This window comes from Acetobacterium sp. (assembly GCF_030652775.1).
Classification (GTDB): Bacteria; Bacillota; Clostridia; order Eubacteriales; family Eubacteriaceae; genus Acetobacterium.
The window spans coordinates 85,640-102,837 of sequence record NZ_JAUSPS010000012.1; the positions used below are offsets into that span (position 1 = coordinate 85,640).

General features: G+C 40.4%; 20 protein-coding genes. 14 read left to right on the forward strand and 6 right to left on the reverse strand.

What is annotated here, in order from left to right; translation table 11 throughout:
- The first annotated feature begins 22 nt into the window (after positions 1 to 22).
- From Q7J41_RS02700 to Q7J41_RS02760, 13 genes are all read left to right on the forward strand, one after another.
- Positions 23 to 433, forward strand: a complete 411-nt coding sequence (locus Q7J41_RS02700) for a heme-binding protein (RefSeq protein ID WP_304884987.1) — start codon at positions 23 to 25, stop codon at positions 431 to 433.
- Between the two features lie 35 nt (positions 434 to 468).
- Entirely contained in the window at positions 469 to 1,878 is a 1,410-nt protein-coding gene (locus Q7J41_RS02705; protein WP_304884989.1) for an aldehyde dehydrogenase family protein, read from the forward strand.
- Between the two features lie 14 nt (positions 1,879 to 1,892).
- Positions 1,893 to 3,218 carry a 4Fe-4S dicluster domain-containing protein gene (locus tag Q7J41_RS02710; protein ID WP_304884991.1) on the forward strand — a complete coding sequence of 442 codons (1,326 nt, stop codon included), beginning with the start codon at positions 1,893 to 1,895 and terminating at the stop codon, positions 3,216 to 3,218.
- Positions 3,219 to 3,241: 23 nt separating this feature from the next.
- Positions 3,242 to 4,198, forward strand: coding sequence for a hypothetical protein (locus Q7J41_RS02715; RefSeq protein WP_304884993.1), 957 nt, complete (start codon positions 3,242 to 3,244; stop codon positions 4,196 to 4,198).
- A 61-nt stretch (positions 4,199 to 4,259) separates the two neighbouring features.
- On the forward strand, positions 4,260 to 4,808 hold the full coding sequence (locus tag Q7J41_RS02720; protein WP_304884995.1) for a BMC domain-containing protein: 549 nt from the start codon (positions 4,260 to 4,262) through the stop codon (positions 4,806 to 4,808).
- A gap of 143 nt (positions 4,809 to 4,951) precedes the next feature.
- Positions 4,952 to 6,160: a hypothetical protein gene (locus Q7J41_RS02725; RefSeq protein ID WP_304884998.1), complete on the forward strand. Its 1,209-nt coding sequence runs from the start codon at positions 4,952 to 4,954 to the stop codon at positions 6,158 to 6,160.
- A 135-nt stretch (positions 6,161 to 6,295) separates the two neighbouring features.
- Positions 6,296 to 8,053 (forward strand): DNA polymerase III subunit gamma/tau, encoded by a 1,758-nt coding sequence (dnaX, locus tag Q7J41_RS02730; protein ID WP_304885000.1) that lies wholly within the window; start codon positions 6,296 to 6,298, stop codon positions 8,051 to 8,053.
- 81 nt (positions 8,054 to 8,134) lie between these two features.
- Positions 8,135 to 8,479, forward strand: coding sequence for a YbaB/EbfC family nucleoid-associated protein (locus Q7J41_RS02735; protein WP_304885002.1), 345 nt, complete (start codon positions 8,135 to 8,137; stop codon positions 8,477 to 8,479).
- 7 nt (positions 8,480 to 8,486) lie between these two features.
- Complete coding sequence (gene recR / locus Q7J41_RS02740) at positions 8,487 to 9,095, forward strand: recombination mediator RecR (protein WP_304885003.1); 609 nt, start codon at positions 8,487 to 8,489, stop codon at positions 9,093 to 9,095.
- A gap of 13 nt (positions 9,096 to 9,108) precedes the next feature.
- Positions 9,109 to 10,842 carry a phosphoenolpyruvate--protein phosphotransferase gene (gene ptsP / locus Q7J41_RS02745; protein ID WP_304885004.1) on the forward strand — a complete coding sequence of 578 codons (1,734 nt, stop codon included), beginning with the start codon at positions 9,109 to 9,111 and terminating at the stop codon, positions 10,840 to 10,842.
- 25 nt (positions 10,843 to 10,867) lie between these two features.
- Positions 10,868 to 11,131: an HPr family phosphocarrier protein gene (locus Q7J41_RS02750; RefSeq protein WP_304885006.1), complete on the forward strand. Its 264-nt coding sequence runs from the start codon at positions 10,868 to 10,870 to the stop codon at positions 11,129 to 11,131.
- A gap of 96 nt (positions 11,132 to 11,227) precedes the next feature.
- Positions 11,228 to 11,608: a YtxH domain-containing protein gene (locus Q7J41_RS02755; protein WP_304885008.1), complete on the forward strand. Its 381-nt coding sequence runs from the start codon at positions 11,228 to 11,230 to the stop codon at positions 11,606 to 11,608.
- Positions 11,609 to 11,624: 16 nt separating this feature from the next.
- Positions 11,625 to 11,981 carry a DUF948 domain-containing protein gene (locus Q7J41_RS02760; protein WP_304885009.1) on the forward strand — a complete coding sequence of 119 codons (357 nt, stop codon included), beginning with the start codon at positions 11,625 to 11,627 and terminating at the stop codon, positions 11,979 to 11,981.
- A gap of 46 nt (positions 11,982 to 12,027) precedes the next feature.
- On the opposite strand, the gene Q7J41_RS02765 is transcribed toward Q7J41_RS02760, so the two are convergent.
- From Q7J41_RS02765 to Q7J41_RS02790, 6 genes are all read right to left on the reverse strand, one after another.
- Positions 12,028 to 12,780: a transposase gene (locus tag Q7J41_RS02765; RefSeq protein ID WP_304885010.1), complete on the reverse strand. Its 753-nt coding sequence runs from the start codon at positions 12,778 to 12,780 to the stop codon at positions 12,028 to 12,030.
- Positions 12,777 to 13,277: a helix-turn-helix domain-containing protein gene (locus Q7J41_RS02770; RefSeq protein ID WP_304885012.1), complete on the reverse strand. Its 501-nt coding sequence runs from the start codon at positions 13,275 to 13,277 to the stop codon at positions 12,777 to 12,779. The genes Q7J41_RS02765 and Q7J41_RS02770 overlap by 4 nt, the downstream gene beginning before the upstream one ends.
- Before the next feature lie 182 nt (positions 13,278 to 13,459).
- Complete coding sequence (gene fdhD / locus Q7J41_RS02775; protein ID WP_304885014.1) at positions 13,460 to 14,272, reverse strand: formate dehydrogenase accessory sulfurtransferase FdhD; 813 nt, start codon at positions 14,270 to 14,272, stop codon at positions 13,460 to 13,462.
- A 75-nt stretch (positions 14,273 to 14,347) separates the two neighbouring features.
- Complete coding sequence (locus tag Q7J41_RS02780) at positions 14,348 to 14,986, reverse strand: molybdenum cofactor guanylyltransferase (protein WP_304885016.1); 639 nt, start codon at positions 14,984 to 14,986, stop codon at positions 14,348 to 14,350.
- Positions 14,987 to 15,606: 620 nt separating this feature from the next.
- On the reverse strand, positions 15,607 to 16,182 hold the full coding sequence (locus tag Q7J41_RS02785) for a formate/nitrite transporter family protein (protein ID WP_304885018.1): 576 nt from the start codon (positions 16,180 to 16,182) through the stop codon (positions 15,607 to 15,609).
- The gene (locus Q7J41_RS02790; protein ID WP_304885020.1) at positions 16,142 to 16,435 is read right to left on the reverse strand and encodes a formate/nitrite transporter family protein; all 294 of its coding nucleotides are present in this window, start codon (positions 16,433 to 16,435) and stop codon (positions 16,142 to 16,144) included. Before Q7J41_RS02790 ends, Q7J41_RS02785 begins: the two co-directional genes overlap by 41 nt.
- 327 nt (positions 16,436 to 16,762) lie before the next feature.
- Here Q7J41_RS02790 and Q7J41_RS02795 point away from each other — a divergent pair, with 327 nt between their 5' ends.
- A complete protein-coding gene (locus Q7J41_RS02795; RefSeq protein ID WP_304885022.1) occupies positions 16,763 to 17,011 on the forward strand; it encodes a hypothetical protein in 249 nt (82 codons plus the stop codon).
- Positions 17,012 to 17,198: the final 187 nt, after the last annotated feature.

The window sequence follows — 17,198 nt, forward strand, 5'->3', positions numbered from 1 at the left end:
TAATTAATCAGGAGGAAGAAAAATGACGACTACTGGAAAATTATTAGATATGGCAAAGAAAATGGCAGAAGCGGCTGCTGTAAAAGCAATCGAAATCGATGTGCCAATGGTTATTGTAATTTGTGATGCCAGCGGCAACACCGTATTATTTAACCGGATGGAAGATTCTTTACTCGCTAGTATGGATATTGCCACCAATAAGGCTTATACTGCCGTTGCGCTTAAAATGGGTACCGATCAAGCCGCTGATCTTGCTAAAGAGTCAGGACAACTTTTCGGAATCGCTAGCTGCGATAAGGGCAGAATGGTTGTATTTGGCGGTGGCTTCCCTATTTTTGAAGGGGATAAAATCATTGGCGGTATCGGAGTAAGTGGTGGAAGTGTCGCCGAAGACATGACTGTTGCTCAAGCTGGACTAGACGCTCTAAAATAAGACAAAAAATTAACACGATCCAGGAGGTACCTCGTATGAATATAGATACCACAGGTATAGAATATATTGTAAAAAAAGTAATGGCAGAAATTGATTGTGCAGATGAAGGCGGAAAGCCTCTCAAAGACGGCGAGTTGGGTGTTTTCAATGATATGGAAAATGCCATTGATGCAGCCTTTACCGCTCAAAAATCGTTTATGAGAGAATCTTTAGCATACAGAAGTAAATTGATTGCCGCCATGCGAGCAGAAATGCTCAAAAAAGAGAATATGGAAATGATCTGCCAAATGGCGGTTGAAGAAACCGGCATGGGAAATTATGAACATAAGCTTTTAAAACACGAATTAGCGACCGTTAAAACACCGGGTGTTGAAGATCTGGTGGCAGAAGCATTTACCGGAGATGATGGTTTAACTCTTATTGAACAATCACCATTTGGTGTAATTGGTTCGGTTTCACCTTCGACCAACCCCAGTGAAACAGTTATCTGTAATTCAATAGGGATGCTGGCAGCAGGAAATACAGTTGTATTTGCGCCACACCCCAGTGCTAAAAAAACCAGTGCTTTAACAGTTAAACTGTTAAACAAAGCAATTTTAGCAGCTGGCGGACCAGAAAATCTGATTGTTACAACGGCAGAACCAACCATTGACAGTGCCAACACGATGTTTGCCAGTCCCAAAATCACTCTGTTATGTGCAACTGGTGGACCTGGGGTCGTTAAAACGGTTTTACAAAGCGGTAAAAAAGCCATCGGTGCCGGAGCGGGGAATCCCCCAGCTTTGGTTGATGAAACGGCCGATATTGAAAAAGCGGGAAAAGATATTATTGATGGCTGTTGTTTTGATAATAACTTACCTTGTATCGCCGAAAAAGAAGTCGTTGTTGTTGAACAAGTAGCCGATTATCTGATCTTCAACATGAAGAAGAACGGCGCTTATGAACTCAAAGATGCCAAGAAAATCGCCGAATTAGAAGAACTTGTTATTCCTGGTGGTCGATTGAACCGTGATTACGTTGGCAGAAATGCCAAAACGATTTTGGCTGGGATTGGGATCAATGTGGACCCGGCGGTACGCGTTGTCATTATTGAAACCACAAAAGATCACATATTTGCTGTTGAAGAATTAATGATGCCTATACTGCCAATCGTCCGCGTAAAAAATGTTGCAGAAGGTATTGATCTTGCTGTAGAATTAGAGCATGGCAACCGTCATACTGCGATCATGCATTCAACAAATATCAATAACTTAACTGAAATGGCAAAAAGAGTGCAAACCACTATTTTTGTTAAAAATGGTCCTTCATACGCTGGTATCGGAGTTGGCGGGGAAGGTTATACAACCTTTACCATTGCCGGCCCTACCGGTGAAGGCCTAACATCTGCTAAGACATTTACTCGTAAAAGAAGATGTGTATTAGTAGGAGGATTTACGATTAAATAATAGAGGTGTTGTTCATGAGCGCAAATTTAGTAGAATTGGTACAAAACGCCGGCATCGTTGGTGCTGGCGGGGCAGGGTTTCCAACCCAGGTCAAATTAAATTGCACCGTTGACACAGTTGTTGTTAACGGCGCAGAATGCGAACCATTATTGCGCGTTGATCAACAACTAATGGCACTGGAGGCTGTTAAAATGTTAACAGCTCTTCAGGCTGTTATGGATCAAACACAAGCAAAGGAAGGCATTGTTGGCCTTAAGAAGAAATATACACCTGCCATTGATGCTTTAAACAAGGAACTGGTGGCATTTCCAAAGATTAGAATGCATTTATTGAAGAATTTCTATCCTGCTGGAGATGAACAAGTACTTGTTTATGAAACAACCGGACGGATTGTCCCTGAAGCCGGGATTCCGTTAAATGTCGGTACATTGGTGATAAATGTGGAGACACTTTTGAACATTTATGATATAATGGTAGACAATAAACCGGTTATGGATACATATTTGACATTAACAGGTGAGGTTAAGAACAAGCTTACAACAAAGGTACCTTTGGGTATCACCGTTCGTGAAGCATTGGAATTGGCTGGCGGAACAACCATCGAGGATTTTGTTGTGATCAATGGCGGACCGATGATGGGAAAAATCGTCGATTTAGAGTCTACGATTACGAAAACAACCAAAGGACTGATCGTATTAGCAAAAAATCATTCGTTGATTATTTCTAAAATGAAGTCCATCAAGGAAACCATGAAAATGGCGGGAATGGCTTGTATGCAATGTAACTATTGTACCGAGTTGTGTCCGCGATACGCTTTGGGTCATAACCTGGAACCCCATAAATTAATGCGAATCGCCGCCTATGGTTCAACCTGTGACACGTCCACTCAAGCTACAAACGCTTTTCTATGCTGTGAATGTGGCTTATGTCAATATGCATGTGTAATGGACCTACAACCTTGGAAGTTCAATACCATGCTCAAGCGAGAACTTGGAAGCAACGGGATCAAAAATCCTCATCACAATGTACCAACTTCAGCTGTGCCGTTCAGAGAAGGCAAACAGTTTAACGTTTACCGTTTAGTATCACGATTGGGACTGACGAAGTATGATCTTCCGGCTCCGATGGTTGAAACGGATAAGACGTTTGCTAAAGTTAACCTATTATTGTCACAACATATAGGTGCTCCTGCAGTGGCTGTTGTAAACGTTGGAGATCATGTGGAAAGAGGACAACTTATCGGGGATATCCCTGAGGGAAAACTGAGCTCAAAAGTTTTTGCTAGTATTAGCGGTAGGATTTCAGCCGCGGATAGTGAAAAAATCACTATCGAGTCCTAAATCATATTTTAAGGGGGAAAATTATGGACTTTACAATGTTAATCGCCGCATTTGGCGGTGGCGTCTTAGCCACATTTATGGGCGGGATCACAGCCTTTGTTTTCACTGGTTTAACCGTTTTAGCGGCAATCATGGGTGGAGATTTTGGAGCTCCTGCAATTGGTATTATTAGTTTTGGTTCTTGGTTTGGTCCACATGTTGCCTTCGCTGGTGCTGTAGCCGGTGCTGCGTTTGCAATGACAAGAAATCATATTGAAAATGGTCAAGATATCGTAACTCCACTTGTAAAATTTGGCGATCCGATGGTATTGATCGTTGGTGGTATCTTCGGTATGGTTGGTTTCTTGATTCAATATATCGTTGGCCCACTGGTTGGTCCAATCGTCTTTGGTGGAATCCTTGGTGAAGGCGCTGCCGGCTGGACTGACACCGTTGCATTCACTGTTTTGCTTTCTGGTATTATAGTACGTTTAGTATTTGGTAAAACTGGTCTGACAGGAAAAACACCAGCAGGCGAAAAACGCGAATGGATCTCAACTGGAAACCGTTTAGGATTTGTTCTTACTTATGGAGCTGCTATTGGTATCCTTATCGGTGGCGTTGCTGCTACTTTAGGAACACTTGGATTAGTTGATGGCGTTGCCGAAGCGGCTTACTTATTCTCAATGACACCAGTTATTGGTTTCTCAATCGCTGCTATTTCTCTGATCCTGATCATGTGTGGACATTACTTTGAAGGATGGCATCATATTGTTTTACCTTCAGGTTCTACCGCAGTAATCGTGTTCTCAGCTACATTAAATCCTTTTGCTGCGATCATTGGTGCAGCAATCACAGGTATGTTTACAGCTTTCGTAGGCGAATGGGCGGCAAAAACTCTTAACAGTCATTGCGATACCCATATCGACCCTCCAGCCGTAACAATCTTTATTACACAAACAATCAACTTTGTTATTTTAGGCGGACTAATTCTCGTTTAAACATAACTCTAAGTAATTTGGTAAAAAATTAAACATTCACAGTATAGAAAGAAGTGGTATTTTGAAAAAAGCAGTTGGTTTTATGGAATTTAAGAGCATTCCAGTTGGTATAGAATCCACTGATGAAATGCTGAAATCCGCAAATGTTGAGCTGCTGATGGCATCACCTTTATGTCCTGGAAAATACGTCAGTATTATTGCCGGAGATGTAGGAGCCGTCGAGGCATCAATAAAGAATGGGGCAAATGTGGGTGGTATCCACATGTTAGAGTCTCACGTTATACCGAATATTCACCCCGATGTTTTACCAGCCATGTTAGGTGCCGGTGAAATAGGCGATGTGAAATCTCTAGGTATTGTTGAAACGATTAATGCAATCTCTTCAATATTAATCGGAGATATTTGTGCGAAAGCATCAAACGTAGAACTTCTTGAAATTCGAATTGCTAGAGGCTTGGGTGGAAAAGGCTTCGTATTAATCACTGGTGAAATTTCTTCTGTTAAGATGGCCATTCAAACGGCACAAACAGAGATGGCAGAATCGAATCTCATAACGAGTTATTCAGTTATATCATCTCCGCACAAGGATATTGCAAAGATCCTATTTTAATAAAAGATTAAAATTTAAGTGTATAAAAGACAAATGGCTTCGGTCATTTGTTTTTTATACACAAGATTTCTATTTTCTATAAATGCTCCAAGGCCATTTATAAAAAATAGAACGATAACTACGTCATTAAAAAGGAGATTGTCATGGCTCGAAAAAGTAAACCTAAATCACAATTAATAAAAGACACAGCTATTCAAAGTAGTTTGGATACATCGAATTTAAGTGAAGTGGGGAATAAAGAAGTGGGAAAATTGGATGATTTCATGAAAAAAGTTAGCAGCGTGATCACCGGTAAAGAGGAAAAAACTGAGGATTTAAGTGACAACAATCACCAGAAAATGAATGAAGTGAAAACTGATAAAACAGATACGGAAGCTAAGGCAAAAGCAGATGCAGAAAATAAAGCTAAGAAAGCGGCAGAAGCAAAGGCCAAGAAAGAAGCTGAAGCCAAAATAAAAGCAGATATGGAAATCAAAGCCAAGATAGAAGTGGAAACTAAAGCAAAGGCCGAAGCAGAAGCCAAAGCAAAGGCAGAGTCGGCAGCTAAAGTAAAGGCAGAAGCGGAAGCAAAAGCAGAAGCGGCAGCCAAAGCAAAGGCCGAAGCAGAAGCTAAAGCAAAGACAGAAGCGGAAGTGAAAGCCAAGATAGATGCAGAAGCCAAAGCAACAGCAGAAGCAGAAGCGAAAGCTAAGAAAGAAGCCGAAGCAAAGGCAGAAGCTAAAGCCAAGAAAGAGGCCGAAGCGAAGGCTAAAGCGGCGGCGGAAGCCAAGGCGAAAAAAGAAGTCGAAGCTAAAGTTAAGGCAGAGTTGGAAGAGGCCGAAGCGAAAGCAAAGGAACTTGCAAAAAAAGCAGCAGAAGCTAAAGCTGAAGCAGAGCAGAAGGCTAAAGCCGTAGCAGAAAAATCCAGGGACTTAATCGAAAAAGTTCACAAAAAAGTTCAGGACGAAGCAATCGCACTAAAAAAAGCGGCTGAAGATAAACAGGCATTGGCAGAAGCTGAAAAACAACAAGAAGCCAAAAAACAGGCTGAAATTAAAGCGAAAAAAGAAGCTGAAAAAGCAGCGAAGTTAAAAGCTGAAAAAGAAGAAGCAAAAAAAATAGAACAAGCACGTCAAAAGGAAGTTGAAGAGGAAGCGAAAAATAAAATAGAGCTGGAGAATCGTCTTCGCAATGAAATCAGGAACAAAGCCAAGGAACTGCAAGACTTAACTGCAAGCGCCGTAGAACGTGCAATTGCAAAGGAGAAAAAAGTTCGGGCAGAAATTGCTGAAAGACGACAGAAAGCTCAAGCTGAAAAAGAACAGGCAAAAAAAACTAAAAAAGAAAAAGATCTACCATTCCACCTATTATAAAAGTCAAAGAAGTTCCTATTAACGGGAGCTTCTTTTTTTAATTGAACATCCACCTGGATATATGCTTTTAGCTATACAATTAATTCAGATTGTAATATAATAAAACCATTAAAAGTACAGAATAAAGAGGGAACAATGTCATATTTAGCGCTCTATCGGAAATATCGGCCGCAAACCTTTGACGAGGTGGTTGGTCAGGATAGTATCACCCGAATACTTAAAAATCAAATTAAATATAATCGGATCGGACACGCCTATCTTTTTTCAGGGATTAGAGGGACGGGAAAAACCTCCATGGCAAAAATATTTGCTAAGGCAATTAATTGCCCCAATGGAATTGATGGGAATCCCTGTAATCAGTGCGATGTTTGCCTAAAGATTGATCGACCAGGGGTCATGGACATCATCGAAATCGATGGTGCATCGAATCGTGGCGTAGATGAAATACGCGAAATTCGTGAACGAATAAAATATCCGCCAACTGTTGGTAAATATAAGGTGTATATAATCGATGAGGTTCATATGCTCACGAAGGAAGCGTTTAATGCATTATTAAAAACGCTCGAAGAACCACCTGAACACGCCGTGTTCATTTTAGCAACGACAGAACCAAATAAGTGTCCGGTGACGATTTTGTCGCGATGTCAACGCTACGAAATTCGGCCAATTCCCAAAGCCCTAATCATCAAACAGATGAAAAAGATCTGTCAAGACCTTCAGGTTAAAATGTCAGAGGAAAGCTTTGATTTTATCGCAACCCGGGGTGAAAATTCGATGCGAGATTCCCTCAGTTTATTGGATCAGATTATTGATTTGCAAGATGAAACGGGAAACGTAGCATTTTGTGATCTGCTGGCATTCACAGGGATGGCTGATAAACAGAGCATTTTCGATCTGGTGGAACGAGTTATTTCGCATGATAGCGCTGGTGTTTTAACCTGCTTAAGAGAACTGGTCAGTAATGGCAAAGATAATATCCTGCTGATGGATCAGTTGATTGAATATATGCGGGGAATCCTGATTACAAAAACAGCAAATGAAACAGCAAAAGAAATTTTACTCTGCACCATCGAAGATTTTGAGGCCTATGAGAAATTAAGCGAACAGCTGACATTTGAGCAATTATATCAAATGATCAGCCAACTTATTGATGAAAAAAACAAGCTCAAATACAGCAGTCTTCAGGGAATTATTGTGGAAATGGCGATATTAAAACTTTGTCTGGGCAAGCAGATGCCAATATTGGTTCCAAGAGCAGAAACCGTTTCACAAAAAAAAGAGATCAGATCTTTACTGCCAATTGACCCTCAGAGCAGAGCGGCAATTAAAACAGTGCCACCCGAGAAGCTGCCACAACAGCAAAATCAGCCGTTTGAGCACAGCTTGTTTGAAACTGAATTTGAAGAGCAGGAAGAGGAACGGTTCGCACCAGGTGTTGAGACCTGTGAAGCACCACCTGAAAGAAAAGTCATGGTAGAACTACCGGATCAAGAAAAAACAGCAAGCCAACCGTCTGCAGATAAAAAAGTGAAAACCGGCAGCAGCCGTCATGATGGGATGCGATTCTTTAAAATTCTCTGCGACGAAATTGGAAAAACAAACTCAGGCCAGGCGATGTTTTTGAAACGTGGTGAACCGGTGTTGGAGGATGAGGGACATCTGTCAATTTTCTATTCGGTGGAAAACAAGAATTTCTATCAGTTTGTCAATAAACCAGAGCTAATTAAAGGATTTGAAACGGTACTCCTTCAGAAAACAGGAACTCCCATTACGGTCGCAATTAAATTGGAAGAAGAAAATTTCAATGAACTTGACTTAGTCGAAAAAACTTTGCGAATTGTCAACGACGAGGCTGTAAAAATAATCAAAACTGAGGATGAACTAAAAAATTAGCTTAAAAAGATAGTGATATCCATGGACTATTAGTGTTATAATAATGAGGTTATTAAGAATAGTAAACTATTGGAGGACAGAATGGCAAAAAGAAAAATGCCGGCCGGAATGGGCGGCGGAAACATGAATAATATGATGAAACAAGTGCAGAAAATGCAACAAGATATGGCTAAATTACAGGAAGAACTTGAAGAACGGGAAGTTGAAGCGACAGCCGGCGGCGGCGCCGTTAAGGTCGTCGCAACCGGTAAAAAGACCATCCTGTCGATCAAGATTGATCCGCAAGTAATTGACGAAGATGACATCGAAATGCTGGAAGACCTGGTGCTGGCGGCTGTTAATGAAGCGCTTGTTAAAGCAGAGGATATGGTCAATACCGAAATGGGAAAAATTACCGGTGGAATGAATATACCGGGTTTAATGTAGGTCATCGATGGGCTATTACCCAAAAACCCTTGAGCGGCTGGTTCTGGAGTTGGGAAAACTGCCAGGTATCGGAGAAAAATCAGCTCAACGATTAGCATTTCATATTATCAACCTCTCAGAGGAAGAAATATCAAGCCTTTCCGAGGCATTAATATCAGCAAAATCAAAAATAGTATTGTGTCAGAAATGTTTTACCATCACAGATAAAGAAAACTGTGATATTTGTGAAAATCCAAAACGGGATCAGCAAACCATTTGTGTGGTTCAAAATAGCCGGGATATTTTTGCAATTGAAAAAACCCGGGAATACAATGGGCTGTACCATGTTCTTCATGGTGCCATTTCACCGTTGGATGGGATTGGGCCCCAGGACATCAAAGCCCGAGAACTATTGCTACGGATTGGTGAAAGCGACATTAAAGAGGTCATCATGGCAACAAGTGCCACTGTTGAAGGGGAAGCTACCGCCATGTATTTAGGAAACCTGATCAGTCCGCTTGGGGTAAAGGTTACCCGGTTGGCTAAGGGAATCCCCATTGGTGCCGACCTTGAATATACAGATGAAATCACATTAATTAAAGCCTTTGAAGGAAGAAATGAGCTAACCTTTAAATAAAGGAGAATAAAAAATGTTTGTTAAAGAAGGAATTATTGCATCACCTGGTATTGTTATCGCTAAGGCGCTTGTTTATGAAAAGATTCTGGTTGAAGTGAACAAGCAGAAAGTTGAAGACACCGAGGCAGAAATTGTTAAATTTCAGAATGCTGTCAAAAAAAGCCATGAGCAATTGGAGACGATTCGAACAAAAGCGATTAGTGAGCTGGGGGAAGAAGAAGGGGCTATTTTTGAGGCTCATGCCATGGTTCTGGATGATCCGGAATTTGTAGAAGGCGTCGAAACAGAAATCAATGATAATCATCTGGGTGCCGATTATGCGGTTAAGATCGTCACCGACCGGTTTTATGAAATATTTGATCAGATGGATGATCCCTATTTCAGCGCTCGGGCAGCTGATATTAAAGATGTAGGTACCCGGGTGCTTCATAATATCCAAGGAATCGTCCAGGCCGATTTGTCAAGTTTGGATGATGATGTGATTATCATTGCTGATGATCTGACCCCCTCAGATACGGCACAGATGGATAAGAAACGGGTGATGGGTTTTGCCACCAATATCGGAAGCCGAACATCCCACACTGCTATTATGGCTCGAAGTCTGGAAATACCAGCGGTTCTCGGCCTATGTGATATCACTGAGACAGTCAAAACAGGGGATTTGATGGTTGTTGATGGATTGACTGGCAAGGTGTGCGTTAATCCCACTAATGAACAATTAGAATTGTATGAAAACGAAAAACTGAAATACCAGAATTATCTCAAAGAACTGGAAGCGCTCAAAGATTTGGACGCCGTCACCTTAGATGGCAGAAAAGTCGAATTAGTCGGAAATATCGGCGAGCCCAATGATGTGGTCGGGGTACTGAAGAACGGTGGGGTCGGGGTCGGACTCTATCGAACCGAATTTTTATACATGAATAGTGATGCGATGCCCAGTGAAGAAAAGCAGTTTGCTGCTTACCGTTCAGTTTTGGAAGCTTTTTCCAACGGCCCGGTAATTATTCGAACGCTGGATATTGGCGGCGATAAAAAACTGCCCTATTTGCCGATGGATGATGAGTTGAATCCATTTTTGGGTTTGCGGGCAATAAGGCTATGCTTTAAAGAGATCAGTTTGTTCAAAATCCAGCTCAGGGCAATATTAAGAGCCAGTGTTTATGGCCATGCCCATATTATGTTCCCGATGATTTCATCAATTACCGAAGTCAGACAGGCAAAGGCCATCCTTCAGGATTGTATGAAAGAACTTGATAAAGAACAGCTACCCTATGATAAAGATGTAAAGGTAGGGGTGATGATCGAAATTCCTTCGGCCGCCATTGCCGCAGATATTATTTCAAAAGAGGTGGATTTCTTCAGCATTGGTACTAATGATCTCTGCCAGTATACCTTGGCAGTGGACAGAATGAATCAGGAAGTTTCTTACCTGTATGACCCATTCAATCCGGCTATTTTACGACTGATTAAACAGGTTACGAGCACATCAGACAAAAAAGATAACTTTTTCACCGGGATGTGCGGCGAAATGGCTGGGGATCCTTTAGCAGCTGTGCTGCTGTTAGGATTGGGACTTGATGAATTCAGCATGAGTGCTTTATCTATTCCCCAGATTAAAAAGATCATTCGTAGTGTCCGTTATGAAGATGCGAAAAATATCGCCGAAACCGCTCTGAATATGGACACCGGTGAGGAGATAATGGATTTTGTTCAAGACTCAATAAAAAAATTAAATATAAATATTTAGGAAAGAATCATTAGGAGGAATTACAATGGTAAAAAAAGAAGTTACAGTATTAAATGCAACAGGTTTACACGCCCGTCCGGCATCGATGTTCGTTCAAACTGCCGGAAAATTCAAATCAAAGATATTTGTGGTTAAAGAAGGAAATACGATTAATGCTAAAAGTATTATGGGCATTATGGCTGGAGGAATTTCTCAGGGAACAACCATCGAAATTCAGGCCGAAGGTGATGATGAAGCTGAAGCAGTGGATGCTTTGGTACAATTAATCAATGATAAGTTTGGTGAATAGTTTCTTTGAAATAAAAAATAAAATAAATATCTGTTAATTAAGGGTGTTTTGAGGTAAAATGTAGTAAATATCACAATGAAAGTGGAGGAATTTAAAATGAGCAGTAGCAAATTATATTTTGTTGGTGGACTTTTTCTAGGAACCATCATCGGCGGAACGCTTGGCGTGTTATTGGCACCAGCAGCGGGCGATGAAACACGCAAAAAATTGGCTGAAGGCACAGAAGAAGCTCTGGGCAATGCCTATGATCAAGCCGTTGAATATGGTGAAAATCTCAAAGAACAATTCCAGGACATGCAAGAACAATTTACGGAACGTGTTAATGAATATAAAAACCAGATTGAAAGCAAAATTCAGGAAATTCAAGACGAGGTTGAACAGGATATTGCTGATTTAAGCGAAGAACTGGAAGCGCTTGAAAAAGAAGAAGCAGAATTGACTGAAGAAACTGAAGTTGCTGATAAACAAGAAGCGTAAGGATTGGAAGCTATAAATGATAACGTTAAATTTTAGCTTGTGGGAAATGGCTCTGTTATTAGTGGGGGTTGCCTTTGTGGTCGGAACGGTTTATTTAGTCAAGCTGTTTAAAAGTCTGGCAGCTACCTTTGACACAACCACCAAGCTGATGGAAGATAATCGTCTGGCACTTCGCAGTATTATGGAAAATGCCGACGATATAACCAAATCCACAGCGCATATCGTGGATAAGTCAAGTCTGATGGTGGATGAGGTTGAAGTTGCGCTAAACACCATCAAACATGATGTTATTGATCCGGTGGTAAAGGCCGCATCGGTATTAAAACGAGGCTTGGGAGTTTTTCAAACAAGGAATAGAAAAGATAAGGTATAGGCCGTGGATTACAGCCCTAGTACAGCATTGCAAAAATGTCTGTGAATTAAATTGTTAATGGTACTCCTGCATAGGTCCATTTAAAAGGATGAGCCGTAAGGTTGTATTGTTCCACGAATTTTTGGATGCTTTTCATTAATTCTGCTATGGAAGAATAGCTTTTACGCTTCAGAAGCTTGCGGCTGATGATGCCAAACCATATCTCGATCTGATTCATCCAGGAACAGTGTTTTGGAGTATAAACAAAACGAATTTTATGCTCCAGATCAAGTAGAAACGCTTCCCGGCTTTTCATGCTTTGCAGAATCCCTGATTTTCCTTTTTTACCAAGTGCTATATCCAGCTGACATGCTTCTGCCACAAATTTGACCAGTGATTCTGACTTATGGGTGTTTAATCCATCGCAGATAAAAATCCATTCCTGTTCAGGGGCTGTTTCAACAACCTTACGAACGGCCTGACAAAAGTCATCTTCGTTTCTGGTCTGATTCAAATAAGGTGGATAGAGTGTTCCATTTGCGATGTGGAAAAATCCAATCAGGCTGGTCGTCCCATGACGAATGTACTCGAATTCCATTTTGGCACATTGCTCCGGCAATGGCAGTTTAGCTGGATATTTATGCTCTAATGCCTGGATGCCAGTCATCTCGTCAGTGGATACCACATGAATGTCCTTTTGTTCCAGTTCCTGAGCATTCAAGTATAAATTACAGATGGTGTTCACCTTGGCAGCGAATACTTCGGGAGCTTCCTGTTTTTCAGGTGAATTCAGCCAGTAACGTATTTTATGTGGTTTCAAATTGACTTCATTTTTAAAAAACGACTGACCGATTTTGCAGAGATCTGTTCAGCAATGCCTTGTTTTTTTATTTCAGCAACCAGCAGATTAAGACTCCATTGGCTCACTTCGTAACCGAAATCAGAGGGAGCTTTACAGGCAAGGTCAATTATTTTAACAATCTGCTCCGGCGTGTATACCGCTGGACATCCTGAACGCTGCTTATCTGAAAAAATATGTCGGATCGCTTCGGAAAGCTTGTCTGGATCCGTGGCTTCTAATTCACACAGAAAAGGAAGGGCATCCATAAAACGAGTTCGCCAAAGGGCTACACTGTTGTAATGAAGATCAATTTTTTTAGCAATGTCCTGATTGGTGCATCCACGAGAAGCCATTATGACAACTGTGGAACGCTTCGTCAAACTGGAAGGTAAGGAACGACTGTTCGAAAAGGATGCCAAAATGGCTATCATGTCATCGGATAAAACCGGTATTGTATCAATTGTTTTCTTTCGCATAATAAACCACCTTGTATATAAATGATAAGGTCATTATGCATCAAACGTTGAGAAAATGATAGCATTAATTTATTCATAGTATTTTATGCAACGTTGTACTAGTTATTTCAAAATTAAAAATGTGGCCCGCTAAATTTAGCTCTGAGAACTGATGATTCTGACTAAAAAGTCGGCCCAGATAGTTACCGAAGATTTCCGGCATAAATATTAAGTCGTCTGCCCCGGACAAAGCCAATCAATGTCAGATTAAACTGACGTGCCAGTTCGATGGCTTCATTGGTTGGCGCCGAATGAGAGGCAATAACGGGAATGCCGCAGCGAATGGCTTTAAAAACCATATCAGACGGGATTCGTCCGGTGGTAAAAAGAATGGGGTGGGCTAATTGCTGGTTTGCTGTCAGTGCCATCCCGATCGTCTTATCAACGGCGTTATGACGACCAATATCTTCACAGACATACATTTCGTTTCCGTCAATGCACATTGCGGCACAATGGGTCCCGCCGGTTTCATTAAACAAAGCCGCATTTCGGTTACAGGCGTTGGCTAATTTAAAAATTGTCTCGTAGGAGCATTGATGAGCAGGTAATGGTTTAAGGTTGCTGATTTGAGCAGCCTGCCTTATTTTTTTATTATTGCCACAAGAAATTGATTCGCTGGTGGTATCATGATCGATACTATTTAAGGAAATGATTTTGTTTAATTGCACTTTTACCCGCTCACCGCTTTGGCAAATATAAATAAAGTCAATATCATCTAAACGATCGATATAACCCTCACTAAACATGTAACCTAACACCAGGGCATCAAGTTTTTCCGGGGTGCAAACCAGCTTAAAAGCCAATTGTTCATTAATATAACAGCTCAGATGATGTTCGGTAATGACGATGTCGTCGAAATGTTCATGATTAAGCTCGTTATTGGCGTTCTGACGGATTCGTGTTATTGAAAAAGCTTCTTTTAATTCTAAATCAAGTGCTTCGTTAATTATTTTCAAGTAATCGTCCTCTTTTGTTTAAATTGCGGTAATTATTGGATAAACCGATATAGCTGATCAGATTAATGGTTAAGATTATTCTATTATCGTCTTTTTAGTACGTTGAATATGATTTTTTAACTCTCTCGGAGTATTCAAATTACTGAACATTTCCCAACCGGGACTATAACTGCGACCAACAGCTTCGTCAATATAATGTAAATTTTCGGCTTCAAAACATTTGTAAATACTTTTTCTGCCAGAGTCCAGAAATGTTTCAATTTTGGGAATTAGATCAACACTGTAAAAAGCATTAAATGGTTCAATCCACTCATCAAAGCGCGTAACGCAGCCTGATATATCAGGGTTTTCGGTAATGATACTTACCATGTATTTAACATAATCGCTATTATAGTAAGGCATGTCACAAGCAGTGACATAGAGAAACCGCGATTTGGACAGCAGAAGTGCTGAATAAATACCAACCAGCGATGCCGACAGCTCCAGGGCATCCTGGTAAATACCCCTTAAACCTGAAATATTTGGAATATCTTCCTGGTCGCAACCGACAACGATGATATCATCAAAGTCTTTTGAAAGCTGTTTGACGATCTGATTTAAAATGGTCTCTCCGCCAATCCGTAATTTCTTTTTGTCATATCCCATCCGCTGACTTAGTCCGCCAACCAGAATTGCGGCTGTTTTTGTTTCTTCCATGATCGTTTGTTCTTTCATAAATTCGTAATGCCTTTCGGTAACTACTTATTTTTGGAAAACTCCTATTTATCTTTAAAAAATGGGAGCATTTTTTAAGTTAACCATAAATGATTTTTTCTTGCTTCTAGATTTTTATTATATTCTAAATTCTTGGATTTGTCATTGACGTTTTCCCGTATTTACTAATGTTTCCGAAAAAATCGTTTGATAAATTACCGCCTCTTCAGATTAGAAGCTTCTTTAAAACGCGTCGTGCTAACAAACAGAATAACTGGAGTGGTTGAATTATGAGGGAGATTGAAAGAGGGCTACGGATTGAAGGTAAGTTTGTAAATGACATAACTGTGCCAATAATACCGGGGAAATTGCATAGTCGGTGGGGAAATGTGAATGTAAAAAAGGCCAGCATCACTTTGAAAATGACTTAGCCGGGTGTGCAAATATAGATGATACAAAACAAGCAAGGCTGTTTTAATCAAGGTGGCGTGTTAAAACGAAAGCTTGGTGGATGACAGATAAGTAACGTCGAGAAAAAAATGACTTAAACATTCAAAGCGGTTCGGACGGTAATGTTGTTTATGAAAATGAAGACGAAGACAATGCTACCCTCAGGATTGCCTCCGACTTCATGAAGAAAACTATTCTGCAGTTGCAGCAATTACCGGGTCTGAAGCGGCATTGATAGCCTCTTTATTTGTTCGCAGATATGTATAGTAGTAAACACCTGGAACCACAAAGGCACCGCCAATAACATTTCCGATAGTTACCGGAATAAGATTATTTATGATGATCTGACTCCAGGTAATGTCTGCTCCCAAAAATAATCCAATTGGTAAAAAGAACATATTTGCGACGCAATGCTCAAATCCCGCGAGCACAAAAAGCATAATTGGGAACCAAATTGCAAATATTTTGCCAATAATGTCTTTTGAACCTGCTTGCATCATGACTGCCAGCACCACTAATATGTTACAAAAGGTAGCGCGGATAATGATCGGCAACAACGGAATCGCTGTTTTTGCTTCAGCAATACCAATTGCTTTAGCAGCCATGGCTTCGCCGCTGTATAAGCCGCTTTTGAAAAGTAACCAGGCTAATAAAACAGAGCCCACAAAATTTGCAAGATAAACTACAGTCAAATTACGAAGCAAGGAGCCGAGGGTGATTTCTTTTTTAGCTAAAGCTAAGGTTAAAGTACAGTTTCCTGTAAACAACTCTGCGCCGCAAAAAAATAATCAGCATCAAACCAACCGGGAAAACACCGGCACCAATGAATTTGGCAAGGGTTGCTTCAAAACCACTTCCTGCACCTGAAGTAACAATGGTGAATCCATAGGCACCTAAACCAACATACATACCAGCAAAAATACCGAGTAAAAGCATTTTACCAATGGGTAAAGAGGCTTTTGCTTTTCCGCTGGTCACCATACACTCGTTAATCTCTTTTGGGGTCAAAAAACCGTTCACACTATTTTCCTCCTAAACAAGTTACGACTTTCATGAATCGTTTGCAGAAGTATAGCACAGAAATAATTATTTGTATATAGTTAGCGTCGCTTAAGTTTACAATTAGTTCGGAGGACATAACAAAATTTAAAAGTAAATATAAACTTATGATAATATTTTGTCTAATTAGGACAAAAAAAGTCAAAGAAAAAATTTCGAGTCAAGTGAAATACTTACAATTGTAAGGGGACGTTAAATTCAAGACAATCGGAGTAAATACTTTTTTTAAAACGGTGTAAGGGCGTTTGACCACTGAAAGATAATAACAAAACCACAAGGTGATGAAATTTGGATATGTTAAATAACGTTAACTGGAATAAAAGTTGCGATTGGAAGTTGGGAAGCAGGCGTAAAAAAGCGGTTTATTTACCAAAAAAATTGTTTAGGACAATGATTCAAGAGATAAGAAAAATAGAAAGGAATACCAGTGGATCAGCGACAGCAACTCCTGTTAATAATAACTATGGTAACGTTTATCAGCTTGGGCGGAACTGCCTTTTGGTCAATGAGCAGAAACAGTCAGCAATAAAAAGGTAAAAAATAGTCCAATAAGAGTAAAAATAAGCTTTTCGTAAAGAATGGCGCATATAACAAAATAGCATCGTTTTATATTCGCTATTCCACAAATCACGGCTAACGGAAGTATTTTCAAGGAGTTACGGACAGGGTATCATTTATGATGCCCGACAAGTCTCGCTAACAGTGGATTGTATGCTAGACAAAT